Source organism: Dapis brunnea BLCC-M229, assembly GCF_050015995.1.
Lineage (GTDB): Bacteria > Cyanobacteriota > Cyanobacteriia > Cyanobacteriales > Microcoleaceae > Trichodesmium.
In genome coordinates this window covers 1-25,062 of the sequence record NZ_JBNHEP010000267.1, presented here as the reverse complement: position 1 = coordinate 25,062, position 25,062 = coordinate 1, and the positions used below count along the sequence as shown (strand labels likewise).

At 35.2% G+C, this 25,062-nt stretch carries 18 protein-coding genes; 9 read left to right on the top strand and 9 right to left on the bottom strand.

What is annotated here, in order from left to right; all coding sequences use genetic code 11:
• Positions 1–216: 216 nt before the first annotated feature.
• Both ACP6PM_RS30685 and ACP6PM_RS30680 read right to left on the bottom strand, forming a co-directional pair.
• Positions 217–471, bottom strand: coding sequence for a T3SS (YopN, CesT) and YbjN peptide-binding chaperone 1 (locus tag ACP6PM_RS30685; protein WP_426590666.1), 255 nt, complete (start codon positions 469–471; stop codon positions 217–219).
• A gap of 172 nt (positions 472–643) precedes the next feature.
• Positions 644–796 carry a hypothetical protein gene (locus tag ACP6PM_RS30680; protein ID WP_426590665.1) on the bottom strand — a complete coding sequence of 51 codons (153 nt, stop codon included), beginning with the start codon at positions 794–796 and terminating at the stop codon, positions 644–646.
• Positions 797–1,136: 340 nt separating this feature from the next.
• Between ACP6PM_RS30680 and ACP6PM_RS30675 the strand changes: the two genes are divergently transcribed.
• Positions 1,137–2,456, top strand: coding sequence for a 3-isopropylmalate dehydratase large subunit (locus tag ACP6PM_RS30675; RefSeq protein WP_426590664.1), 1,320 nt, complete (start codon positions 1,137–1,139; stop codon positions 2,454–2,456).
• Between the two features lie 981 nt (positions 2,457–3,437).
• Complete coding sequence (locus ACP6PM_RS30670) at positions 3,438–4,229, top strand: S1 family peptidase (RefSeq protein WP_426590663.1); 792 nt, start codon at positions 3,438–3,440, stop codon at positions 4,227–4,229.
• Between the two features lie 594 nt (positions 4,230–4,823).
• Here the strand turns inward: ACP6PM_RS30670 and ACP6PM_RS30665 are convergent.
• Complete coding sequence (locus ACP6PM_RS30665) at positions 4,824–5,297, bottom strand: CYTH domain-containing protein (protein WP_426590662.1); 474 nt, start codon at positions 5,295–5,297, stop codon at positions 4,824–4,826.
• A gap of 40 nt (positions 5,298–5,337) precedes the next feature.
• Between ACP6PM_RS30665 and ACP6PM_RS30660 the strand changes: the two genes are divergently transcribed.
• Positions 5,338–5,850, top strand: a complete 513-nt coding sequence (locus ACP6PM_RS30660) for a gluconokinase (protein ID WP_426590661.1) — start codon at positions 5,338–5,340, stop codon at positions 5,848–5,850.
• 438 nt (positions 5,851–6,288) lie between these two features.
• Here the strand turns inward: ACP6PM_RS30660 and ACP6PM_RS30655 are convergent, their stop codons facing one another.
• Together ACP6PM_RS30655 and ACP6PM_RS30650 are read right to left on the bottom strand one after the other, a co-directional pair.
• Positions 6,289–6,813 (bottom strand): DUF937 domain-containing protein, encoded by a 525-nt coding sequence (locus tag ACP6PM_RS30655; RefSeq protein WP_426590660.1) that lies wholly within the window; start codon positions 6,811–6,813, stop codon positions 6,289–6,291.
• 336 nt (positions 6,814–7,149) lie between these two features.
• Positions 7,150–8,130 (bottom strand): carbohydrate kinase family protein, encoded by a 981-nt coding sequence (locus tag ACP6PM_RS30650; RefSeq protein WP_426590659.1) that lies wholly within the window; start codon positions 8,128–8,130, stop codon positions 7,150–7,152.
• 236 nt (positions 8,131–8,366) lie between these two features.
• Here ACP6PM_RS30650 and pedR point away from each other — a divergent pair, with 236 nt between their 5' ends.
• From pedR to ACP6PM_RS30630, 4 genes are all read left to right on the top strand, one after another.
• On the top strand, positions 8,367–8,630 hold the full coding sequence (pedR, locus tag ACP6PM_RS30645) for a photosynthetic electron transport-dependent transcriptional regulator PedR (protein WP_293109472.1): 264 nt from the start codon (positions 8,367–8,369) through the stop codon (positions 8,628–8,630).
• Between the two features lie 544 nt (positions 8,631–9,174).
• Complete coding sequence (locus ACP6PM_RS30640) at positions 9,175–9,453, top strand: hypothetical protein (RefSeq protein WP_426590658.1); 279 nt, start codon at positions 9,175–9,177, stop codon at positions 9,451–9,453.
• 1,005 nt (positions 9,454–10,458) lie between these two features.
• The gene (locus tag ACP6PM_RS30635; protein WP_426590657.1) at positions 10,459–11,919 is read left to right on the top strand and encodes a hypothetical protein; all 1,461 of its coding nucleotides are present in this window, start codon (positions 10,459–10,461) and stop codon (positions 11,917–11,919) included.
• A 751-nt stretch (positions 11,920–12,670) separates the two neighbouring features.
• Positions 12,671–13,516, top strand: coding sequence for a hypothetical protein (locus ACP6PM_RS30630; RefSeq protein WP_426590656.1), 846 nt, complete (start codon positions 12,671–12,673; stop codon positions 13,514–13,516).
• Positions 13,517–14,362: 846 nt separating this feature from the next.
• Here ACP6PM_RS30630 and ACP6PM_RS30625 read toward each other — a convergent pair.
• A complete protein-coding gene (locus tag ACP6PM_RS30625) occupies positions 14,363–14,494 on the bottom strand; it encodes a hypothetical protein (RefSeq protein ID WP_426590655.1) in 132 nt (43 codons plus the stop codon).
• A gap of 190 nt (positions 14,495–14,684) precedes the next feature.
• On the opposite strand from ACP6PM_RS30625, the gene ACP6PM_RS30620 reads away from it, so the two are divergent.
• Positions 14,685–15,437 (top strand): cobalt-precorrin-6A reductase, encoded by a 753-nt coding sequence (locus ACP6PM_RS30620; RefSeq protein WP_426590654.1) that lies wholly within the window; start codon positions 14,685–14,687, stop codon positions 15,435–15,437.
• Between the two features lie 1,343 nt (positions 15,438–16,780).
• On the top strand, positions 16,781–17,779 hold the full coding sequence (phnD, locus tag ACP6PM_RS30615; protein ID WP_426590653.1) for a phosphonate ABC transporter substrate-binding protein: 999 nt from the start codon (positions 16,781–16,783) through the stop codon (positions 17,777–17,779).
• Between the two features lie 310 nt (positions 17,780–18,089).
• On the opposite strand, the gene ACP6PM_RS30610 is transcribed toward phnD, so the two are convergent.
• From ACP6PM_RS30610 to ACP6PM_RS30600, 3 genes are all read right to left on the bottom strand, one after another.
• Positions 18,090–19,043 carry a diguanylate cyclase gene (locus ACP6PM_RS30610; RefSeq protein ID WP_426590652.1) on the bottom strand — a complete coding sequence of 318 codons (954 nt, stop codon included), beginning with the start codon at positions 19,041–19,043 and terminating at the stop codon, positions 18,090–18,092.
• A gap of 972 nt (positions 19,044–20,015) precedes the next feature.
• Positions 20,016–22,322 carry an ATP-binding protein gene (locus ACP6PM_RS30605; protein WP_426590651.1) on the bottom strand — a complete coding sequence of 769 codons (2,307 nt, stop codon included), beginning with the start codon at positions 22,320–22,322 and terminating at the stop codon, positions 20,016–20,018.
• Positions 22,323–22,383: 61 nt separating this feature from the next.
• Positions 22,384–24,936 carry a PAS domain-containing protein gene (locus tag ACP6PM_RS30600; RefSeq protein ID WP_426590650.1) on the bottom strand — a complete coding sequence of 851 codons (2,553 nt, stop codon included), beginning with the start codon at positions 24,934–24,936 and terminating at the stop codon, positions 22,384–22,386.
• Between the last annotated feature and the right edge of the window lie 126 nt (positions 24,937–25,062).

The window sequence follows — 25,062 nt, the reverse complement described above, 5'->3', positions numbered from 1 at the left end:
TCCTTATTCCCTATTCCCTATTCCCTATTCCCTGTTCCCTGTTCCCTGTTCCCTTTTCCCTGTTCCCTATCTCCTTTTTATATTTCCTTTACAAACAATCTCTAAACTATTAGACATTTCCAATAATAAAAAATCAAATAAATTATTGTACAAAAATAATCAATTATTTCCTCCTACTCCCTACCCCCTACTCCCTACTCCCTCTTTTCTGGATGTCTATTGAGGTGGAATATCTAAACCTCGTTTACCTCCCCAACGTTCAACAATTTTATCATCATCATCATCAGCAACTTCCAACACTGCCAAAACAGACTCTTCCAGTTCATTTTGGTCACAAGTAGAGCCAACTATAGTGTGTTCAAATAAAATATTTCCATCGGTATCTAAAGAAAAACCACCAAACTGCATATTACTATTTACTCGCAATAAAAATTCTAGTAAATCAGGATTTAATTCATATCCAATAACCACAATGTAACAAGTATTAATAACACTATCCTCACCCCAAGGAGAAATTATTGCCGAATAATTAATAATTAATAATTAAATAATTCAGCTTTATTAGCCTCCCCTTTCAAGGGGAAAAAAATTTATTTTTTTCTTTTAGTCAATCCTCTCCCTAAACGGGAGAGGTAATTATCCATTATCCATTAATGAATTCCACCCCAGCAGAACTAAAAAATATACTAAACCTTGGTTCATCAAATTTTTCCCAAGGGTAATCACTAAATAATTCTTCCATCCACCCATCAATTTTTTGATAACATTCTGCTTGAGCTAGTGTTGGAAATTCCATATTTATTGTATCCCGAAAAAAAAGCTATTTATAATCATCATATTGCTTGAACATAATTATATTAACTCTCAATAACTATCTGTTAATATTTTTTTGATGAGTAAGCGATCGCCAAAATAATTTACTTACCTCCATATGTGTCAAATTTAGCTTTCAAAAATCCCAAAATCAAGCGATATTAAAATCGGAGGTTATATAGAAAAAATATAGCAGTTAAAGCATCACTATCCAGACTTAATAGAATAGCTACCACAAGCTAATATTAATACTTAATTTCTTCTTCCTTTGTCTATAGATTGTCTAAAATACAATTGTAAACTACCAAGAGGAGCGATCGCTTATGGCAATGACCATGGTTGAAAAAATCCTGGCCAAAGCATCAGGAAAATCTACCGTTACCCCTGGAGAAAACATTTGGGTCAACATTGATGTATTAATGACCCACGATGTTTGTGGTCCTGGTACTATTGGCATCTTCAAACGAGAATTTGGCGAAAATGCCAAAGTTTGGGACAGAGAAAAAATCGTCCTTATACCAGACCACTATATTTTTACTGCCGATGAACGGGCAAACCGCAACGTAGATATTTTGCGAGACTTTGCCCAAGAACAAAATATCAAATACTTCTACGACATCATAGACCGCTCAAATTTCAAAGCAAACCCAGACTACAAAGGAGTTTGCCATGTTGCTCTCGCTCAGGAAGGTCATACTCGTCCGGGAGAAGTATTGTTTGGCACTGACTCTCACACTTGTAATGCAGGAGCTTTTGGACAATTTGCCACAGGTATCGGCAATACAGATGCTGCCTTTATTTTCGGTACGGGTAAACTATTGGTAAAAGTGCCAGCAACTATGCGGTTTGTCTTAAATGGAGAAATGCCAGATTATTTATTGGCAAAAGACTTAATTCTACAAATTATTGGAGATATTTCTGTATCTGGTGCTACCTACAGAACAATGGAATTTGCTGGCGAAACTGTCGGACGAATGACAATGGAAGAACGGATGACCCTCTGCAATATGGTTATAGAAGCGGGGGGTAAAAATGGAGTTATTGCCCCGGATGAGACTACCTTTGAATATTTGCGAGGGCGAACCGATAAACCATTTGAGTCATTTTATTCTGATGAGAATGCCAAATTTTATAGTGACCGTTCTTATAATGTCACAACATTAGAACCTGTAGTAGCTAAACCCCATTCTCCAGATAATAAAGAACTTGCTCGTAACTGTCAGGATGTAAAAATTGACCGAGTTTATATAGGTTCTTGTACTGGTGGAAAAACTTCTGACTTTCTTCATGCAGCTAAACTTATTAAAGGTCATAAAGTCAAAGTTCCAACTTATTTAGTACCAGCAACTCAGAAAGTTTATGAGGATTTATTTACCATAAAGCATGATGGTCAAACCCTCTCAGAAATATTTTTAGACGCTGGTTGTATTGAACCTGCTGCTCCATCTTGTGCTGCTTGTTTAGGGGGACCAAAAGATACATTTGGGCGATTAAATCAACCAGAAATTTGTGTCTCTACAACTAATCGTAATTTTCCTGGTCGAATGGGGAACAAACAGGCAGAAGTTTATTTAGCTTCTCCCTACACAGCAGCAGCTTCAGCTTTGACTGGATATGTGACAGATCCACGAGAATTTATGTAGATTTACTCGTAGTTTATCGACAAATAATTCAGGAGCAAGAATTGAATTCTGTATGTAGAAGTGGATGAGTAAATTTGTTTATGATTTCTACAAAATCTTATATTTAATGGTATTTGATTAGTAGAAAATTCAACAGATACAACCTGAATTAATTCAGCCTCCTGACTACTCTATCTTCCTAAGATATGACAACAGTTTACTGAAAGTGACTTTAAGGTAAGGTTGAATACTTCTTATGAAGATAGTAGAAGAGTACGTAGCTACTTCATTCTCAGGAAAAAATTGTCTGGGTTGATAGAATGAAGGTGATATAGAGAAGTGGAGTTAGGATTTTTTTCTGATAAAAAATAGCTTTTTATTAATAAAAACCCACTCCATCTATCTACCTCCCTATAAAGTCAGTTTTAGTCCTAATTTGAAACAGCTTTCGGAGAGTAAGGGAGTAGCTAGAGTTAGTTATTTGTTGTCAGAGAATATTTACAACTTCTAGCAATATCTAGGAAATTTTCAAGGATACAATCATTCTCTAGTGACAATAAATTTACCCTGACTAAAGTAGAGGAGTAGAATAAAAATGGAAATACATCCGGTCTGTTTATCCTTTCTTAGAAAGATTTGATATTTTATCCACAAGTTATTATCCGTACTCGATATAATTCTTCTATATGATTATTTATTGAAATTTTTTATGATATTTGAATATACCCCTAGTTAATTTTTTATGGTTCTTCTAGGGTAGCTATGATAAATTACTACAAAATAAACTGTATAACCATTGCTATACAAGGATTATGGTCATACAAAAAAGCAATTAATCATCAAAAGGGATTTTTATTTGGTTGAATCCTTTGCTATTTAAGGGTTTAAACTCATTCAAACTACTAATTTGCTATAACCAGTCTAGGAGAGCCTTTTTTATTAATTAGGGATTGATTTTCCTCAACATATTTACTCATAAAAAAAATTAGGTTGATTATGTCGTTGGCAGATATTTTACAAAAAGTACAATCAGGTGTTGTTCACATTATTCATATGGTTAATGAAGAGAGAGTCTCTTCTGGAACTGGATTTATGGTTGAAGGATTATTAGTGACAAATGATCATGTTGCTTATACTCCTCCCACTGATTCTGTTGTTGTTATTAGAACAATAAATAGCTCTTCTAGTGTACTCCTGGATGGTATTTCTATGACAAACCATGATTTCTTAACAAGAACAAAAACAGCTTCTGATGAAAGAAATTATGATTATATAGTCCTTGATATACCAGAATTATCCAAACAAAAACTTTACAACTTTGAGCTATCTAATTATTCAGACTTAGGAAAGCGAATTGGAGATGATATATTTTTTCTCGGATATCCATTTGAACATTTTAATCTTGTCTGTCATTCTGGAATAATATCGTCTTTTTATAAAAGTAAAAATATCGATGTTATCCAAGTTAATGCAAGTGTAAACCATAGTAATTCAGGAGGTCCGTTAATCGCTCCAAAGACAGGAAAAGTTATTGGTATTATTACTAGAAAAGCAACTGGTCTGACTCAAGGGTTTGAATCTTTTCGCTCTATTCTAAAGGAAAATATTGAAATATTATCTAATAGTGGAGCTAGAATGGTTGTAGATAGTCTTGACTTTGCTCAAGGTATTATAGTAAGTCAAAATCAAATGTTAGGAATGACTTATGAGCTTGAAAGGTCTGCAAATGTTGGAATTGGTTATGCTTTTTCCGTAAAAGAACTAATAAATGACTACTTTTTTGAGAAATTCTAGAGAAATAAATAATATTTGCTATGGCAACCCCTAGCAGGTAACTTCTCTTAAATTTCAAAACCCAAACGTTGGAGTTTCTCTCAAAATAAATTAATTCTAGATGGATACTAAAGCGATCGCTACGTCTATAGATAGAGTTTATCAAGTTATATCATGTCTGCTTAATTAGGGATAACAAAAATTTCTTCTCCTAATACCTTTTTTCTCCCTCCTGACTCTTGACTCCTGACTCCTGAGTTCTCCCTAATGATTTATCACTGTTCATCCGGACATAATATTACTCAGGTACAGTTGTTTTTCTTCTTTTCTCTCTTGGTGCGCATTCCCTCTCTTGGTCAGCATTCGCTCTCTTGGTGCGCATTCCCTTGCGTCTGACGCCGACGCGGGGTCGCACCGCTTGCGCCTGTCGGAGAGGCGGGGTATGACCGCTTGCGTATTGCGCCCACGCGGGATATGACCGCTTGCGTCTGTCTCCGACGCGGGGTCGCACCGCTATTTCCACCGAACCAGAATTACTACTCCGTCCGACCTACTCCCTGAAACAGATAAAAAAATTGCCTTATTAGTTATTAACTTCTTCCCAATATTTTTCCCCTAAACAGATGACCAATTTTTCCAAGGATTTTTCGATAAATTAGAATTAGAATATCTCTTATCATGAGATACTTCTTCTCCTATCCATTCAGGTAATTCAACTGTTTGATTTTCATCATCAAGTTCAACTTCAGCCACAATTAAACCCTGATTATCTCCAGCAAATTCATCAACCTCCCAGACAAATTCACCATGATAAACCTTATATCTAACCTTTTCAATTAAAGGCGAACTACATAAACTATTCAAAATCTCTTGAGCATCTTCTATTGGTATTTCGTACTCATATTCGGATCTAGAATTACCAAAACTAGGTCCTTTAATAGTTAAATAACCTTTATCGCCTGCCACTCTCGCCCTTAATGTTATACCATCTTCTGTAGACATATAACCTTGACGATAAACGTGCCCAACAGCGTTATTTCGCCATCCATTACCTTTAACTAAAAACTTGCGTTCTATCTCTATAGCCATTTCAATACTTCAGAAATCTTGATAATTAACATTTAGTATAATGATTATAATAATAATGGGAGTTTCTGGTGCTGGTAAATCTACTATTGGAAAATTACTAGCAAAATATTTAAATTGGGATTTTTTTGATGGTGACTCTTTTCATTCCCAAGCTAATATCAAAAAAATGAGTAGTGGTATTCCCTTAAATGATGCAGATCGAATACCTTGGTTGATAGAAATGAGAAATGCAATTGAGCAATGGTTGGCAGAAAATCAGAATATTATATTAGCTTGTTCTGCCTTAAAAAAAGCTTATCGTCATATACTTATCACGAACCCACAAAATATTAAAATAGTCTACTTGAAAGGTTCTTTTGATTTGTTTGCCCAAAGACTAAGAGCCAGAAAAAATCACTTTATGAAACTTGAGATGCTCCAGAGTCAATTTGATGTTCTTGAGGAACCAAAACAAGCAATAATAGTAGATGCTGCAAAATCTCCAGAAGAGATTGTCAATTATATTATTCAAAAATTGTGCATCGTTGAATTTTTAGATAGCAATTGTATTTGATTGGTATAGAAAATATTCTGAAAAAAAGGGAACAGAGGTAAAAATATCGGGTTTTCATCTATATTTGTCAGCATTCAGGAGTCAGCTATTAACCATATTGCTTTTGTAAAAGGAATCAGTATTGAGAGATTGAGTGAGAATTAAAAGTATGACGAAAAGCAGACTGCTTACTTAACTTACTAACTAGCCAAAATTACTCAAATCCTTCAACTACTAATTCCTGATTAAGAGTTTTATATAAGTAAAATAGATACTTACTTCATCTTTATTACTAAAAGCTTACTGCTAATAGCTGAATCCTTAGTCTATAGTCTATTTTGATATTTTTTACAAAGATAATAGATTCCTTTCTATAGGTAGTCAATCTCTGGTATTAGGTAGAAGGAGAAATAGATCATTGAATAATTAACTAACACCTCACACCTAAAAACCTTTTCATCAACCACCAAGAAAACGACCTGCCATTCCCATTAAATCAGCAACATCAACATCTCCATCTCCATCAGCATCCAAAAAGCTATTTAAAACATTATTAGATGTTTGCTCAGGGTTTTGAGTGTCATTGCCAGTTTTTAATAAATTGAGAATTACTGGAACTAAAGTAGGTAGTAAATTCTGAATTTGCGAGACATCAAAACCTGTTTTTTCAGATATACTTTGAACAATCTCAGTTATTTGACTAGAGGAAAATAGAGAAGCAACCGCTAGGGGGTTGGGAGTTGTACCTGCAAATTGATTGATAATTTCTGCAACTCCTGTACTACCTGACTCATCTCGTTTTTGTTGCAAAGCTGAACGTACATGACCGCCCAAAATTGACATGGCAGCTTGAGTTGCACCAGCATCTCCTCCTAGATTACCGCTTAGTTGCTGCACTGTGCCAAAAATATCACTCAACTGACTATTACTACCCTCTTGATTAGGATTATTAATAGCACCGACAATTTGATCGAAAAGTCCCATATTTTTTAACTCTAATTAACTTTTATCCCACATTCCGCACTTCAATTTGTAGTATCAAAATTAGCAGGAAAAGCTCTGGTTTGGTAAGTATTTATACTCTATTAATATCTCTAATTTAACTTCCTCCTGAGTCAAATTATCAGGAAAATATTAAGCATAAATACTTATTTAATAGTTCACGACTATGACTTTCTCCTGAATTCTGACTCCTGACTCCTGACTCCTGACTCCTAGATCCGTAATACATTTTGTCGTGCGGAATGTAAGTTTTATCATTCGTTAACAAACAGTTCAGAGAGTATTTTATTCTCACTGAACTTTCATATATTATCCATTTTACTGATTTAAATAGCTACCTAAAAAAGTTTCTACTTCATCAGTAGTAGGTTGAGCCGTAATTGCTCCTAATTGAGTAGCAGTTAATGCCCCTACAGCACTAGCATAAGTAACAATTTGTTTTGCTACCCCTGGTTGCTGTAAACGGCGAATACCATATTGGCGCAATTGATGTATAAAACCTGCCACAAACCCATCTCCTGCACCAGTGGTATCTACAATATCCAATGAAAAAGCAGCTACATTTCCTTCATTTTCTGACAAGTAATAAGCACAGCCTTGATTACCTGCAGTTACTAATGTACCTTCTACCGAATCTAATCTGTAAGTAATTGCACCAGGGTCGGTAGAGTCAAATAGCCATTCAGCTTCTTCCAGAGAAAGCTTGACAAAATCCACTCTTTTTAGTAATGAATGTATCAGTGCCCTGGCATCATCAGGATTAGGCCAAAATGAAGGACGCCAATTGACGTCTACCATAATCTTAAGATGATATCGGTCAGCCAAATCAAGGGCTTGATAGATAGTTTGTCTAGTTTCAGGATAAGCTAGTCCTAGAGTTCCTAAGATTAAAAATTCACCATTTAAAAACAAAGACTCTGGCAGCAGTTCAGCTTTGAGGTGGGTATCAGCAAACTCTGTTGTTGGATGTTCTCCGAAACCAGCAAATTCGCGCTCCCCAGTTGTGGAACGTAAAACATAAACCTTTCGTGTTGGTGCATAAGGATGTCCCTGAATACCTGAAGTATCTACCCCTATCTCCTGTAAAAGTTGTAGCAGTTTTTTACCTTCTGAATCCTCACCCACAGAGCTAATCAAGGCTGCAGAAGTACCCAACTTGACTAAACCACAGGCAACATTAGCAGGTGCGCCACCAGGGTAGGTTGTCCAAGAGTCAACTTGATTTAAAGTTTTCTCAGGTTGGTCTGCTAGACAATCAAATAAAATTTCACCAAGGCAAATAGCATAGGGATGGGTCATATTGATTTAAGTATCTGAAAACTATAAATTGGTAATCAAAAACAGGAAATAATTAAAAAATTTGATGACTACCAAAATCAAAAATTTCTTTAGATATTAATCATAAAAAGAAATTTATTCCACTTTCTAGAGACTTTCCTGTACTTTTACCACTTAATAGATTGTCATTAAGGTAATTTTTGTCAAGATGTCTCTAAAATTATAATTAGGCAGATATACACATATAGGAAAAAGTTATGACTGGTTGCAAGTCTCAAACCCATATATCCCTTTCTGAAAGGGAATTGCAAGTTCTGGAGCTAGTAGCAGATGGGTTGACCAATGAAAAAATTGCTGAGAAACTAGAAATTAGTAAACGAACCGTAGATAACCATATTAGTAATATTCTCAGTAAAACTTCAACTCATAATCGAGTAGAACTGGTTCGGTGGGCTTTGCAGTGGGGCAAAGTATGTTTGGATAATATCAATTGTTGTAATGTAGAACAGCTAACTGAATAGTTGCTACATTGTAGTTTGGAGAATTATTTATCTCGATCAATGTCGTCAGAAGAATCCCGTAAGTCCCCAATGGGGTTAGCAGTGAGATGAATGACGACCAACAAATAAATTCAGTGATTTGATTTGATTAAATAGCTATTAACAAGTATTAACAAGTCATGTTACCATCGCAATAGTGCTAATGTTCGTCAGGTATTTAGGGCTAACTACTGAAATTAATATAGTTGGACAATATTAGAGGTAATTATTATAAGTAATATAATCTGATAGCTGTCTAACTAATTACCACAATTACATGACCAGTTAAGATGAAATCTTTTATAATGCTTGTGGTTATGCTGCTGTCAATTTGTAAAACTATGTGCATCAGCAGATGGAGTTCCCACCGATTTTAAGCCTGCTCTTGAAGACAATTTGCAGATAATAGTAAGTGGTCTTCAGTGAAACAGGAACTGAGCTGCGAAAAATCAAGATATCAGTTTGGGTAAGTTTGGTATAAAAGATTAGCCAACCCAATATAATCTGTCAATGGGTAAATACTAGAATGGAGACTGCGAAACACAAACAACAACGTTATCAATTTAGCTGTCAGGGACTACCACTCGCAATCTATCGAGAAGTAGCAGCTCATTTACGCCAAGTAGGCAAAGTAAAAGTGGGTTTATTTGATCCTCCTTCCTCAGAGCTATTTGACTACAACAAAAGCCAAGTAGGAGGATTATGGTTAGAGTATGCTGAAGATGCTGAAGATGCTATTCGTCAAAAAGTAGACCAAATTTTGGCCTATTATGAGGGAATATTTGGTCATTGGGAAGAGAATTAGATGATAGCTAGTAGTGACGGAGATGTATATTGGTCAAATACCAGGGACATCGACATTGTAACGCCGGTCGTAATATTATGTTGCGAGCTTTGCAGGTAAAAGCGATCACTTTAAGCAGTGATGCTATACGGATTCAAAGTGTATAGCTTTGAGTAGGTTAAATGTTGCACTAATGAAAGTCCTCTGTTTTGATTTTTTTAGTAATATTGTTCTAATTTATTTTATGGCCTCAAAAACCCTCTAAATATTAAACAAAATTCTTAATTAGGGAACAGGGAAGGTTTGACATACTCTCCGACCTAAAGGCGCAGAGATTTTACTGAAACCAGGATTATTGGTTCAACGAGTACACTTAAATCAGATACCTTACTATACCTAATCCAGATATGGTTCTCCGACCAAGCGTTAGCTCTATTTAAAAGCCTGTGGACTTATGCCTTACGGTACAGTTCAAACCTCAAAAACTTTGGTTCTCTGGTACTTGATGCGAGGGAGTTTTTCCATGCACAAGCATTCCTGTGCAAAACCCTATAACTCTTCTATTAGTCAGCATTCCCTCTCTTGGTCGGCGTTCCCATGGCCAGGAAACCTCGCCTGGAGCCGATCCCTTGCGCATGATGGCGATGGGGGGTCTGACCGCAGTTTTCAAGGTGCTAATGCGCTACGATTAATAGCTATGTTTTTTAGAGTGGTTTAACACCTTTGCGCTTCTTTAAGTATAGCATAAAGTTGCCCTAAAAGGGCAAGGCTTTAAATCCAATTTTTCGGTAATATAAATTACCTGCATCAAAAATGGGCGTTGCTGAATAAATGTATGATATCTAGAACTCAGAACTCAGAACTCAGGAGATAGAAAGAAGTTTTTTTCCCAACCAAAAGTGGGAACTAGATATAATTTGCACTTAATTAATGACTCTTACCTTGCCCAGTAGCGGAGTTTCTTTCATACCTAAAATCAGCAACGCTCAGAAATTCTATAACTATTAAAACATCAGAGATGTTACTATGCCACCAATACCATCTTATTTAATACCTCTAATAATTATATTAGTAATTGTACCATCATTTGTAGCTATCTTATTGAGGATGGTACTTTATTTTGACTTAGCAAATCAGGGAAATAAAGTTAGGAGACTGATTAATCAACAGTCAGTAAAGAAGCCAAGATTTATCGAATATTTAGAGGGCAGATTTGCCGATGCCAGCAGTAAATTAGAGCAAGTTAATACAGGAGCATTAATAGATCAAGTTTACAGTAGACAACGATTATTAGGATTAGTTTCTTATGAACAAATAGAATATTTTTGTCGAATTTTACCCAATCTACTTGTATCTTTTGGATTATTAGGTACTTTTGTCGGTATTACTATTAATTTAACTTCTCTGAGCCAAACAATTAGCGATACTAATGCTACCGATGTTAGTAGTTTGCTCAAGGAATTAGAAGTACCATTACGAGGTATGGGAATTGCTTTTACGAGCAGCTTAGTAGCAATCTTATTTAGTGCTGTAGTTACATCAGTTAATTTGATTTTCAATACTAGTCTTGCCAAAAGTAGATTAATAAGTTTACTAGAAGACTATTTAGATAATATTTACTTACAAACTATTGAAGGTCAAACTCAGCTTGACAAAGTAGTAAAAGCTGTCGCATATTCCTTTGAAGGATTTTTAACAAGATTTGGTCAAACCGTTAGAGTCGGAGTAGAGTCAGCTCTACAAGATAAAATTCAAGAAATTTATAACGCTAATGCTACTACAAGTAAATTAGCAGAACAGACTTTTGTAAGATTAGGAGAAGCTGCTGCTACTGTTGCTAAAAGTTCTAAAGATTTTCAGATAGCTTCTGATAGATTTTTAGAGGTAGCACAAATATTTGAAAATAGTCAGTTTCCGCAAAAATTAGCTAATTCTACAGCAGAATTAGCCAATATTCAAAGTAATTTTTCTCAGTCAACCTCTACTCTAGCTGCTGCTGTTCAAGCAATTGAAATAGTAGTAATTGAACTCCAGGGATATAGCAAGAGACTAGCTAAGTTTGGAGAACAAATTACTAATAATAATCAAACTTCATTAAGACTCTTAGAATCTCATCAAAGTAATCAACAATCTTTTGCAGAGATGATTCGGCAACTACAGGAAGCGTCACAAGGTTTTCATTTAGCTGTGGGTAATTTGGATACTTTACAAAGAAGAGTAGTATCTAAAGCAGATAATTTAGATGAAGTACAAATTCAAATCAAAATTTTAGCAGATGCCTTGAATAATTCTACAGATGGTATTAGTCAGAGTATTAAATCTTTAGGAGACCAAATAAATAAAGGTATGAGTACCCAAGCTAATATTAATAATTCTCATTTGGGTGTCATAGCGACAAATTTACAGGAATATATAAATCAAATGCATGCAACTAAAAATGAAATTCATCGTCTGACACATATTATTGAGAAATTAGCAAATCAATAGAGAAAATAACTTTATAGCAATTCTCAGGCGTAAGTCAGGTAAAAATTTATAGGCTTTAGAGAAAAGGAAACAGGCAAGAGAAAAAAACACAAATAACTGTACTTCACAGAAGGTGAGAAAACTTATAGTGTATAAAATTTAAGTATTGAAGGTTTAATAATGCTAGGAATGAAAATCTCAAAGCAAGTAGTAAAAGTAGGAATTTAGTAACTAAACCCTAGAGATTACTGATATTGCTTTTCAGACCATGAAAATTAACTTCTACACAATATAGAAATCAGAAATAAAATGTGAGAATTTGATTATTCTTTAAAAGTCAAGAAAATAGCGGTTTTCATATTCATCAGATACGGTTTCTTGTTTCTTCTGTCTTCCCTGTTCCTTAAAAGTATACAATATATCATAACTCAAATAAGATTGCTATAGCGCTACGCGCAAGTTAAAAGTAAAAAATTAAAAATAATCGAGCGACTGAGTTTTTGCTACCCAAATGCTCCGTAAATAGGATTTACCAATGTCCGTGCTGCTATATATAGCAATCAGGAATAAAATGTGAGAATTTGATTATTCTTTAAAAGTTTAGAAGATACAGCAGATTCCAGGTTAATGTGGTACAAATGACGGAATTAATATTTTTTGCCTGTTACCTATTCCTTATTCCCTGTTCCCTAAAAATCTACAATTTCTCACAATTCAAATATGATTGCTATAATATTGAGTCATTTAATTATGAATAGGAATTAAAATAACTATGCGTCATCGTTCACGAATTATTGAGGATAATCGCGACCTAGAAATTTGGCCAGCCTTTACAGATTTAATGTCTAATTCTTTTATGATATTAAGTTTGTTATTACTATTAGCTATTATTAAATCTCTGTTTATAGAATCAATTTCTGATGCAAATCAAAATCGTGCTATCAAACTACAACAAGAGATTAGTCGTTTACAAAATCAACTGCAACAAAAGACGAATCAAGCAACAAGTTTACAAGGAAAAGTTGGAAATTTACAAAACCAAGTTACACAACTTCAAGGATTAGTAACTACTTCCAAAGACAAGTTGGAACAAAAGTCGAATAGGGTGACAGAGTTAGAAACAGAAATTGAAAAGTTAAAGTCTCCACCTATAATAGTAATTAGAGATTCTAAATCTCGGAGATTTGAATCAGGAAGTGCTGAAATATCGGGAGATTTAAAAGGTTTTATAGAAGAAGATTTAGTTAAGCAAATTGAGAATTTTGCTAAAGAATATCAGGGTTATGTTGTTGAAGTAATTGGTCATACTGACGGTCAGGTAAATAAAGGAAGTATTAGTAATTTAGATACTCAGTTAGAACAGGTTGCTAAGGGTAATGAATCTGTTAGTAGTTTAGCAGCAGGATCAAATGCAGATTTAGGTTTAATGCGCGCTCTAGCAGTGGTACAAAGACTGCAAAAAAATCCTCGTCTGCAAAAATTGGGTTTAAAATTTAGAGCTTATTCTGCTGCACAATTATATAATCCCACTGGAAATTATGCCGGGGCAAATCGAAGTCCAGATCAGAGTCGGCGACGGATAGAAGTTCGGTTTACTCCTAGTGCAGTGGAGAGATAGTAAACAATTAATAATTAATTATTAACTATTAATTATTAATTATTAAGAGTTGATAGTCAATTAATTATTCATTCAACATCTTGGTTTAAAGCCTCCCCTTTTAAGCTATGCTTTATAAACATATTTCTTAACATAAAAATTGATAAAATAGACAAGTTATGAATAAGCATTTGAGAGGCTTTTTCCTGAGAAAAGTGTATTGAAAAGTACATTTTTTTAATAAATTCAGACAAGATTCTTACCGAATAATTAATAATTAAATAATTAAATAATTAAATAATTAAATAATTCAGGTTAAAAACCTCCCCTTTGATAGGAGAAAAAGCGGTCGGAAAGCGGAGCATTCCCTAGGATGGGATGGATGGGTTACCTAACCATATCCAATCTCCCCTTGAGAAATAAATTTTTTCCTTTTAGTCAATCCTCTTCCTTTTAGGGCTATTCATTACCCACATATTTCTTAATATAAAATTTGACAAAATTGACAAGTTATGAATTAAGTCTGACTTCGGCTTTTTTCGGAGATAAATGTATGAAAAAATACATTTTTTTGTGATAATTTAAGTAGTTTTATTTAGCTACTATGATTCTTTCTCCTTTCTCCCCTGCTCCCTTCTCCCCCTCTTCCCACAAGCTTTTCAGGAGTTATGGGTAATGGATAGCTTTTAGGGAGAGGTCATTATCCATTATCCATTATCCATTAATGAATCCCCCCTCTCCCCAGACTCCCACAAGGTTTTCAGGAGTTCCTTATAAGGGATAGCCTTTTAAGGGGATAAATCAAAAATTTTCCTTTGAGTCAATCCTATCCGTTTTAAGAAGGGGTAATTATTAATTATTAATTGTTCATTGTTCATTGCTGAAAACCTTAGCATCATTTGTTGGTAGTCCTACATAGTGATGGTGAGAATATACATTTTTTTCCTGCACTTCCCACACTCCCCACACTTCCCACACCCCCCACACTTCCAATACCATTACTATGCACCACCATCCATTTGTTTAAATGCCTGAAAAATACTATCCTACGTTTAAGTTTTCTTCTCATTTTTAACCAAGAAATAAGGTATCAAACCTAGATTTTCAAAGGGATAAAAAAAATCCGGATTTCAACTTTGACAGCTAAGTTGAAGGTACTGATAACTGATAAGCGATCGCTGAAATAACCATGGCAAAAGACAAACGAGTGCTGATTCTCGGTGGGATTGGAGATAGCTTAAAACTAACAGCTTTAGCCTCTACTATACCAGGGTTGGAGGTAATAAACTCTCTTGCAGGTCGCACTCATCAACCTATTATCACATCCACACCTACACGCATTGGTGGTTTTGGTGGTGTGTCTGGGTTGAGAGACTATTTACGAGAGCAAAAAATAGATTTGCTAATTGACGCAACCCATCCTTTTGCATCAAAAATTTCCTGGAATGCAGCGATCGCTACTTCACAACTAAATATTCCCCGTTTAATGTTAGTTCGTCCTGCTTGGAAAAAGATGGAAGGCGATCGCTGGTTGGAGGTTAAAAGTAACGAAGTTGCTGCGAAGGTTTTACTAGAATTAGGTTCACGAATATTTCTGAGTATTGGTAGGCAAGAGCTAGGAAGTTATGCTCATCTCAAACATCTCTGGTTTTTAATACGAGCGCTCGATCTACCACAACCAGATAGTTTAGTACCTCCAGGAAAAATACTGACTGAGCGGGGACCTTTTTCTCTGGAAGAAGAGCGATCGCTTTTGCAAAAATATGAGATTGAGGCGATCGTCAGTAAAAATAGTGGTGGTGATGCTACTTACCCTAAGATTATTGCTGCACGAGAATTAGGAATTCCAGTAGTGATGATACAACGTCCGTCTCTTCCTGAAGGAGAACAAGTTAGTGATGTTAAGAGTGCAGTCTCTTGGATCAGAAATTATAGTGATTAATTATCCCAACCTAAAAGATAACAGAAATAGCAGTAGAAAAACGTTTTCCCACTGCTAAGGATATCGCTCTATTGCAAAAGGTGATTTTTGTTTGTTTTATACCAATTACCATGCATTAATGGTATACTTCGCCTATACTTCAACAGTTAAATATTTATACCATTTCACAGAATTCTGAATGGGCGAATTCTGAATTGAGAAGTTAGATTGGATAGGCTAAAAACTTTGACAATAGAAAGGTTTGAGGCAATTATTTGACATTGCTATTTTGAAACTATTTGTGACATCTTTAAAGTGAATTGGTATTAGCAACATTTAAAGTCTATTTTTGAAAATTATTAGTCGGTTAGTAATTATTATTCCTGCTTTGGTAGTCCTGCATTGTAATGCTGAAGATATATATTTTTTATAGCGGTTTTCATTAACATAGAATACAGCTATTAGGTCTGTAATTATTAAACTTCAAACATACTTATATTTTGTCTGTAGTCTACCTTTGTGAAAACCGCTATAATTTCTTCTCACACTCCCCGCACTCCCCACACTCTCCGCACTCCCCACACTCTCTCTACCATTACGCGAGCACCACCACCCCTACTTTTAACCTCTCCCCCCACCTCCTTTCCTCCCGACACTTCCCTACCCAATCAGATATAGCAAGAATGCATGAGAAATGGTATGACCCTGGAAGTTTCTCAAAGTTATATGAAATACTAAAATTTTGCTACAAATACTTAGGCTATTTCAAGCAGTCAGGAGTGAGTAGGAATAGCCTATTAATCATTTGTTAAAGTAAAACTCTGTTTTTAGTCAAATAAACAAGTCCTAAGTAAAGTCTTTTAAGCAGCTAAACTATTCGTAGCATTCTTTTTTCTATTTCATATTATTTAGATGTACCAAAGTAGTTTATAATCTAAAGTTTACGTCAAAAAAAGTCTTGTTATATATCATTTGTCAGTCATTGCCTCTCAGTAAAATTGGCAAAAATTAATACCTGAAAACCATTGCTATGATGACCTGTAATGTTTATTATTGATTTGGTAGCGATCGCTAATTTTTAAATCATAATTCTTAGGTGGTAAAGCTTAACCAAAACTTAAATTTATTTTAACCAAAACTTAAATTTATTAAGGAATAATATTTAAAATTTCAAAAAACCACCCCAAATTTTTATTTGTAGTTGGTTTTATATCTAAGCCTCTTGGTCTCCAAGACCATACAAAACTGATGCCTACTACTGAAAACTGACCAGAATATCAGGTTTTAAGCCTCCCTATTCCGGGAGATACTGATAACTGATAACTGAAATAACACCTACTCTAATTGACAGATCAAACAAGATTATGGACAGACGTAAATTTGTTAAAAATTCATCTCTATTTGCTTTATCATTAGCAGGAGCAAAATTAGCTAATTTAACTTTCTCATCTCAGACATTAGCTCAGGTAAAAGAAATAAAATTTGGGATTATTTCTACCGAATCTCAAAGCAATCAAAGACCAATTTGGGAACCGTTAATTAAAGCATTTTCTGATGCTATTGGTTTACCAGTTAAGGCATTTTATGTGACTCAATATGTGGCAGTAATTGAAGCAATGCGAACTGGCAATATTCATCTAGCTTGGTATGGAGGAAAATCTTATATTGAAGCTGCCAAACGTGCTAATGCTGAAGCCTTTGCTCAAACAGTAGATACAGAAGGTGGTAAAGGTTATTACTCTCATTTAATTACTAACAAAAATAATCCCATAGTTGCTGAAGCTAAAGCGATGGGAGGTGATAAATATACGATCAAAAATGCAGCAAATTTAACTTTTGCTTTTAATGACCCGAACTCTACATCTGGCTTTTTAGTGCCTAGTTACTATATTTTTGCTCAAAATGGAGTTGACCCGAAAAAAATATTTAAACGTTTAGTTTTTTCTGGGAGTCACGAAGCAACAGCTTTAGCAATAGCTAATAATCAAGTAGATGTGGCTACTAACAATAATGAATCTTTAGATAGACTACAACAAACAAATCCAAAAGCAAGAGCTAATATAGAAACTATCTGGACTTCTACTTTAATTCCTAGTGACCCCATCGCTTATCGTAAAGATTTACCAGAAGATTTAAAACAGAAAATTCGTAATTTCTTTTATAACTTTAAAGACCCCGCAGTTCTCAAACCTCATGGTTGGTCTGGGTTCGATCAAGCAAATGATAAAACTTGGAACCCAATTCGAGAATTAGATATTGCTAAACAAATTTTGGAGTTGGAAAAGAAGGAAAATTTGAGTGCTGAGGAAAAACAGAAATTAGAACAATTACGTCAACAATTACAAGCTGTAAAAAGTAGCTAAAGCAGGAAAAAAATAGAAGGTATTAAGTTGTGTACGGCGGTAGATAAAATGAAGCAGGAATGAAAAAAAAATCTCCTAATAATAATATTGCTATCCGCCTTAACCTTACAAAATTCGATAATCTACTAGTTGTTTTAAAGTTTACCTTTTCCCATCAAGGTTTAATATTCCACTGTATAAGTATTTAGCTATTAGCGTTCAGTATTTCTGTTTGTCATGCTGCGCAAACAGCTTTTTTTTTGTCAAGAAAAAGTATTTTCATCCCTACCCTGACAACTAAAATTTATTCTTCTAAGCAAAAGACCTACTGCTATACTAAACAACACTTATTTCTTCCTTGTTGCTTTGCTTGATAAACTCCTTTATCTGCTCGTAATATCATATCATCTAAGCTCCGATCTTTGATAGAATATGTACTAACTCCAATGCTGATGCTTAAGCGGAGATTTCCCTGGTCAGTTTCAATAATATTACTAGCTACCATTTTTCTAATTCGCTCTGCTAATATGAGTGCTTGCTCTCCATAAGTTTCAGGCAAAATAGCCATAAATTCTTCTCCACCATATCGACCTAAAAAATCAACATTGCGAATAGTATTTTTAATACTTTTAACTACTGTACATAGAGCTATATCTCCCACTTGATGACCGTAGTTATCGTTAACCTTCTTGAAGTAGTCTAAATCCATTAATAAAATAGAAAAAGACAGACCATATCTAATAACACGATTAAATTCTTGATGAGCAAAATTAAACAAACTACGACGATTTAATACTCCTGTAAGTGGGTCAGTATTGGCGATTTTTTGAACTTCTGCCAAAGCATTTTCCAATTCTATTTGTGTGGATTTCAATTCATCAATTGTATGTTTTAGGAGTAAATGATGGCGAATTCTAGCCAAAAGTTCGGGTGTTTTAAATGGTTTATTAATATAATCAACTGCTCCTAATTCAAAAGCATCGACTATGTGTTCCTGTTCATTACTAGCAGTCAAAAAAATAATTGGAATATCAGCATATTCTGGGTCACTCTTTAATCGCTTACACACTTCTAGTCCATTCATTTCAGGCATCATTAAATCTAGCAAAATTAAATCTGGTTTTGAAGCCTTAAGCCTTTCTATTGCTTGATGGCCTCCCTTGGCAAAAGTAAGACTATAACCTATAGGTTCTAAGATTACTCTTAACAATTTCAGATTAGTAGAAATATCATCAACTGCAAGGATATAATAATTTTCTGGTTTAAATGGTTCTTGTTTCAACATACTCTTAAACTAATGATAATGATTGATATCAAATCCGCTCGGGTTCGGTATAAAAAATTTTTCATCTTCACCCAAAGTGCCAATATTTCTAAATTCTCTTCCCTCCTGAGGACTGAGGACTGAGGACTGAGGACTGAGGACTAGATTAACTATCTAATTATACCGATGCTACCGAATTTGATATGACTTGTCTCCGTGAGAGACAATACAGGAAGTTGTTTTAGCATTTTTTAAAATATTTTTTCAATCATCTACAGCTCTTTATACTACTTAAATGGTGTTAGTAAATCAAAAGATGAAATTTGGGGGTTGCTCAAATGTAATGGTAAGTAGCTAAAGGTAAAATTGAAAAACTTATGTTTTACGCTGATACTTAATCCAAAAATCATTACCATATCTAAAAATCATTACCATTCAGCAACGCCGAAATTTGTAGGGGTAATCTCCTGTGGTTGCCCTCACCGGGGTCATTTCAGTTATCAGTTATCCGTTAGCCTCCGATAGGAGGAACTGCGTTAACAGTACCTCTAACTGAAGCATCAGGATTGACATCAGGAATATTCTCTTTTTTTATCCGGAGACTAGTGACCACAATTTTTCGGTAAGCATGGGGGCGCTACCTTTACCACAGATAAATAATCCTCTCAATAGACCTCTTGTAAAAGTTTTAATTAAATAAATTCAAGATATAAAATTAACAATTTCATCTTCCTATTCCCTATTCCCTCACTTCTGCAAGAAGTCTAATTACCAACGCTACTTAAATAATACCAATTTCCCAAAAGAATATTACAAATAGACCCCTCCGGAAAAGAGGGAGTAGGGAGTAGGGAGTAGGGAGTAGGGGGAAATAATTAATTATTTATGCACTATAATTGATTTTACTTTTAATTATCGGAGATATCTAATAGTGAAGGTAATAGTGCATCCGCAGCGCTTGGCGATCGCTCCTACTACGCAGCAGAAGAACATCTATTTTAGAGCATCACATATTATAGTAAACTGGTCAATAGTTTCAGGAATTTTATCCCAGTCAAAATCATCAATTTGTTGAGTTAGTTTCTGAGTATATTCTCGTAATAACTCACACTGATGTTCTTGTGCCCAAAAATTCAAACGAGCGGCAAATTGTTCCAACTCACTTATAGCTAAGGTTTGGCGCAACTTGAGCCAATTAGTTTCTGCTTCCTGATTCAGCTTATCTAGCAATTCATCTAATCGTATTGGTTGCCCAGAAATAACCTTTGTTTGCGTAAAATTATCTAATGCTTCTATCTCAAGCTCAGGTGTAGTAGCAGCAGAAATAATCGGAAAAATTTTCTTCATTTCTGCCACCAGTTGAGCACAACTTACAGGTTTCCGGATAAACCCTTCACACAAAAACTTCAAGTCATACTCATCTTCAACTTTTGATGAAGCAGTCAGGATCACGATCGCTATGTGTTTTGTTTCCTCATCTTGCTTCAGGAATAACGCTGTGTCTCTACCATCCATACCAGGGATCCGCAAGTCGATCAAAATCAGATCGGGAAGTTGTGCTTTGGCAATCTGGATTGCTTCTTTCCCATCACCAGCCAAAAATAGTTGGTGAGACGTTTTAGCAAAATATCCAGCAATTAAATCCTGATTGGAAGCTATATCATCAACCACCAGAATTTTTAAAGGGGGAAACTGTTGTAAATTGTTATCCTTTTCTGCTTCTGCTAATAAGTTAGATTCTACAGGTGTCTGTGTAATTTTTACTCCGGGAAAACTGAGGATAAATTTACTCCCCTTTTCTAATTGACTTTCTAGCTTAATTGTACCGCCAAGAATATCTACAAGACGACGAGTAATTGTTAAACCTAACCCTGTACCTCCATATTTGCGACTGGTTGTACTGTCACTTTGAGTAAAAGCATCAAAAATATGCTGTTGTTTTTCTGGAGCAATACCAATTCCTGTGTCTTCTACAGATATTTCTAAATCAATTCGATCGCTTGGAATACTATCAACCTTGTATGAATTTACAGAAACCTTAATATATCCGCCATCAGTAAATTTAATAGCATTTCCAATGAGGTTGAACAGGATTTGTTGCAGTCGTACTCGATCGAATAAAATTGGATTAGGTAAACTAGGGGAAATCTCCATATAGTAATTTAGCCCTTTATCAGCAGATTTCGCCAGAAATATTTGTTGGATTTCCTGAACTATATAAGTTATATCAACAGCTTCATAATTAAGCTCTAGTTTTCCCGCATCAATTTTTGATAAATCTAGAATGTCATCGATCAGAGTCATTAGAGTTTTACCAGCTGATAACACTGAAGCCAAATAGGATTTGCCTACGGGATCGGTAACAAAAGATTGCAGCAATTCAGAAAAACCTAATACTGCATTCATCGGAGTGCGAATTTCATGGCTCATATTTGCCAAAAACTCACTCTTAGCTTTGTTAGCTGCTTCAGCTTGTCGTTTAGCTGCTTTGAGCGCGGTATTGTTTTGAGCTAATTCATTTCTGCGTTCAACTTCTTGCTTCAGTAGATTAGCTTGGGCAATAGCAATACCCACTTGAGCTGCAACTGCTTCAAGTAGTTCAATTTCACTATTTGTCCATTCTCTGTAGCGATCGCATTGATGTAGTGCTATTATTCCGTTAAGCTGACTTTGATAAAAAGTACCTACTGCCAACATTGATTTAAGTCTAACTTGACGACAAAGGTGTGCTACTGGTTGTAGTAGGGAGTCAGCATAAACATCATTGGAGGGAATAGCAGTTTCCTGACTCAGCAACTTTTTGATATGGGGATTTCCTGCTATTGGTATTTCTATATCTAAAATCGATTCCATTTCTCCGATCAGGTGTTCTGCTACGAAGGGTATTTTGGGCACAGAGTCAGCGATATAGAAATGAATCAAACAACGATTTGCTTGGAAAGTTTCCCCCACTTGCTTAACAGTAATTTGGAAAATCTTTTCTGTATCTAAACTACTACGAATCTCATCAGTAATGCGCTTGAGCAAAAGACTCTGCTCAAGCTGTTGTCGCAAGGTTTCTTCTGCTAGTTTCCGTTCGGTAATATCTTCTGCAATACCGGTGAAGCGGATAACTCTTTGGGTGGCATTGAATAGGGGAAATGATCTGACTTGAATCCAACGAATTCCATCATTACGAACGATACGAAAGGTTTGATCAAAAGGTTTCTGGGTCTCTATATGAATATCGAAAGCTGCTACCAAAGTCGGAATGTCATCGGGATGAACAGACAATAACCACGACCGAGAGTTTTCATACATACTAGCGCAACTTTTACCCCAAATTTTCTCATAAGCAGGTGAGATACAGCAGTTTCCAAAGCTATGAGGTACAGTTGTTTTTCTTCTTTTCTCTTCCCTGTTCCCTGTTCCCTGTTCCCTGTTCCCTCAAACCTAAAATTTTGTACCTCATAACAACGGAAAGCGCTGTATATACTACTTCTGCTTCCTCTGACAAAACAAAAAACACCTGGTGAATATTTTCTGCTAGTTGCCGGAATTTGGCTTCACTTTCACGCAACGCATTTTCAAAAATTTTTCGCTCTGTGATATCAATAGCACAAGTAAGCAATAATTTATCTTGATTTGTATCTCCTGCTTGGATCGATGTTCGATTTAAGATAATATGGTATGTTTTTCCTGATGAATGATCAAAGGTTTCTTCTTTTACTAAAGGTTTGCCTGTTTTTAATACCTTTAGATCGTCAGACTTAAACTGCATAGAGTTTTCACCAAATAAATCCTCATATTTAATTTCTGACAAAGATTTTCCTTGTAGACCAAAACCTACCACTGCTGCTTGATTCAAAAAGTGAAATTCGATCCGATCTTTTTCCCAATAGCTTTTGAGAAAGATTGGTATTGGCAACCCATCTAAAATATCTGCTAGCATTTGTTTTTGTTGAGCAAGTTGCTTGTTACTCTCTTGGAAATTTTGAGCAAAAATCTTTAATTCTGCTTCTTGTTGTTCTAGGATTTTTGTTGCCTTTTGGCGAGCAGTAATATCAAAGGCAGTTCCGAATACCTTAATAACATTTCCTTCCCGATCCTTAATCCCTTCCCCTCGCAATTCTATATATCTAGTAGTACCATCGGTTCTAAATATTTTTAAGTCAATTTTATAGGAAGTACCATAAGCTATTGCTTCGTCAAGACACTGTTGCAGTCGCCCCCTATCTTCTGGATCTATATACTGGAAATATTCAGTATAGGTAGGTTCTGAATTTGCTGGATCGAAGCCAAAAATCTCGAATAATTCTTCTGACCAGCTCATTTTTTTAGTAGCAACATCTAGCTGCCAACTACCGATATGAGAAATTCTTTGAATCTCAGCTAGTGCTTCTCGACTTTCTCTGAGTAAAGTTTCTTCCTGGGTGCGCTCAGTAATATTGCGAAGTACCACTAATACTTCATCCTCTGTGAGAGGAACTATACGAGCTTCCTCAAATTTCTCTTCCCCATTGTTGGTAATAGCATATTCATAGGTTTGTAATTTTTGAGTTGTTAAAGCTTTTTGAGCTAGTCGAGTTAGCTGTTGCAATATTGGAGCAGTAAATAAATCTACCAAGTTTTCTGTGTTCGTTTCTGCTCTTGAAACCAGCGATCGAAACATTTTTTGATTAATCAGCTCAATTTTTGTACCATCCTGTTTCATCCGAATCATTAGATCTGGTATGGTTTCAACTAGAGCGCGGATTGTTTTTTCTTTCTCACGCAGCACTGCTTCTGTTTGTTTGCGAATGCTAATGTCTTCATGTATCCCTGCCATTCTCAGCGGTTTGCCTTGACTATCTCTAGCTACAACTTTGCCATAGTTTGCTATCCACTTCCATGCTCCAGATTTTGTCCGCACCCGATAATCAAACTTATAGGGAATAGAATCATCTTTGAGATGACTATTGAGAGTTTGCATGACCATTGCTTTGTCTTCTGGATGAATCAAACTTTCCCAAGTTTCTATATTTGGTGGTAATTCCCCTGGTTGGTAGCCTAGCATTTTCACCCAGCAAGGACTGAAATATACCTCATTTTTAGTTATATCCCAGTCCCAAAAACCATCCCCAGAGCTTTCGACTACCAATTGTAATCGTTCTTGATTTTGTTGTTGGATGAGTTCAGCTAATTTTTCAGAATTGATATTCTTAACTGCTAAGAGTAAGTATTTAGGAGAGCCATCCGGGTATCTAATTATTGAGCCTATTTCTTGACCCCAAACCAAAGTTCCATTTTGATGAATATATTGTTTTTCCAGGGAAAAAGAGGATATTTCCTGAGAAATAAGTTGCTCAATTAGGATTGATGCTGATTCTAGATTCCTAGGTTGTGTTACCTGATGATAATTTAGGTTTAAAAATTCTGCTTCAGAATATCCTAGAAACTCGCATAAAATCTGATTTACTTGTAAAAATTTTCCTGTAAGCGAGCAAATAGCAATTCCCTCTGTAGTATTTTCAAATATTTTTTGGAAGGATTCTTGGCTTTCTTGTCTAGCTCTTTCTGTTTCCTGAAAATTTGTTTTATCTTGCAGATTAGCTATAATTCCAGTAATCTTGCCATTTTCATCATAATAAGGTGAATAAGTACGAATTATATATTTTTTACCAATCAGATTTAAGTTTACCCACCCCTGAATTTCTACAGTTTCACCAAGCAAACATCTTTTAAATGGTTGTTTAAAAAATTTTTCAAATGTTTCTTCGCCAAAAATTTCTTTGATATTTTTACCAATTATTCGTTCAGATTCTTGATTAATTAATTTGAGATATGCTGGATTAACTAATTGGTAGTTATAGTTTGTATCTAATAAACATATAGCCTCACCACTTAAGGAAAATATTCGTTCACATATTCTTAAATTATTATCAATTTTAGGCATATTTATTCAGTTATCAGTTTATCAGTTATAGCAATTCCCAAAAAGGGTGAGGTACGCGCATTCTTTGGTTTTAGGGAACAGGGAACAGGGAACAGGGAACAGGGAACAGGGAACAGGGAACAGGGA

What these genes read in the sequence shown, in the direction of transcription:
- ACP6PM_RS30680 (WP_426590665.1), bottom strand. Translation starts at nt 796, where the DNA reads ATGGAATTTCCAACACTAGCTCAAGCAGAATGTTATCAAAAAATTGAT.
- ACP6PM_RS30675 (WP_426590664.1), top strand. Translation starts at nt 1,137, where the DNA reads ATGGCAATGACCATGGTTGAAAAAATCCTGGCCAAAGCATCAGGAAAA.
- ACP6PM_RS30665 (WP_426590662.1), bottom strand. Translation starts at nt 5,297, where the DNA reads ATGGCTATAGAGATAGAACGCAAGTTTTTAGTTAAAGGTAATGGATGG.
- ACP6PM_RS30660 (WP_426590661.1), top strand. Translation starts at nt 5,338, where the DNA reads ATGATTATAATAATAATGGGAGTTTCTGGTGCTGGTAAATCTACTATT.
- ACP6PM_RS30655 (WP_426590660.1), bottom strand. Translation starts at nt 6,813, where the DNA reads ATGGGACTTTTCGATCAAATTGTCGGTGCTATTAATAATCCTAATCAA.
- ACP6PM_RS30650 (WP_426590659.1), bottom strand. Translation starts at nt 8,130, where the DNA reads ATGACCCATCCCTATGCTATTTGCCTTGGTGAAATTTTATTTGATTGT.
- pedR (WP_293109472.1), top strand. Translation starts at nt 8,367, where the DNA reads ATGACTGGTTGCAAGTCTCAAACCCATATATCCCTTTCTGAAAGGGAA.
- ACP6PM_RS30640 (WP_426590658.1), top strand. Translation starts at nt 9,175, where the DNA reads ATGGAGACTGCGAAACACAAACAACAACGTTATCAATTTAGCTGTCAG.
- ACP6PM_RS30635 (WP_426590657.1), top strand. Translation starts at nt 10,459, where the DNA reads ATGCCACCAATACCATCTTATTTAATACCTCTAATAATTATATTAGTA.
- ACP6PM_RS30630 (WP_426590656.1), top strand. Translation starts at nt 12,671, where the DNA reads ATGCGTCATCGTTCACGAATTATTGAGGATAATCGCGACCTAGAAATT.
- ACP6PM_RS30625 (WP_426590655.1), bottom strand. Translation starts at nt 14,494, where the DNA reads ATGGTATTGGAAGTGTGGGGGGTGTGGGAAGTGTGGGGAGTGTGGGAA.
- ACP6PM_RS30620 (WP_426590654.1), top strand. Translation starts at nt 14,685, where the DNA reads ATGGCAAAAGACAAACGAGTGCTGATTCTCGGTGGGATTGGAGATAGC.
- phnD (WP_426590653.1), top strand. Translation starts at nt 16,781, where the DNA reads ATGGACAGACGTAAATTTGTTAAAAATTCATCTCTATTTGCTTTATCA.
- ACP6PM_RS30610 (WP_426590652.1), bottom strand. Translation starts at nt 19,043, where the DNA reads ATGTTGAAACAAGAACCATTTAAACCAGAAAATTATTATATCCTTGCA.
- ACP6PM_RS30605 (WP_426590651.1), bottom strand. Translation starts at nt 22,322, where the DNA reads ATGTATGAAAACTCTCGGTCGTGGTTATTGTCTGTTCATCCCGATGAC.
- ACP6PM_RS30600 (WP_426590650.1), bottom strand. Translation starts at nt 24,936, where the DNA reads ATGCCTAAAATTGATAATAATTTAAGAATATGTGAACGAATATTTTCC.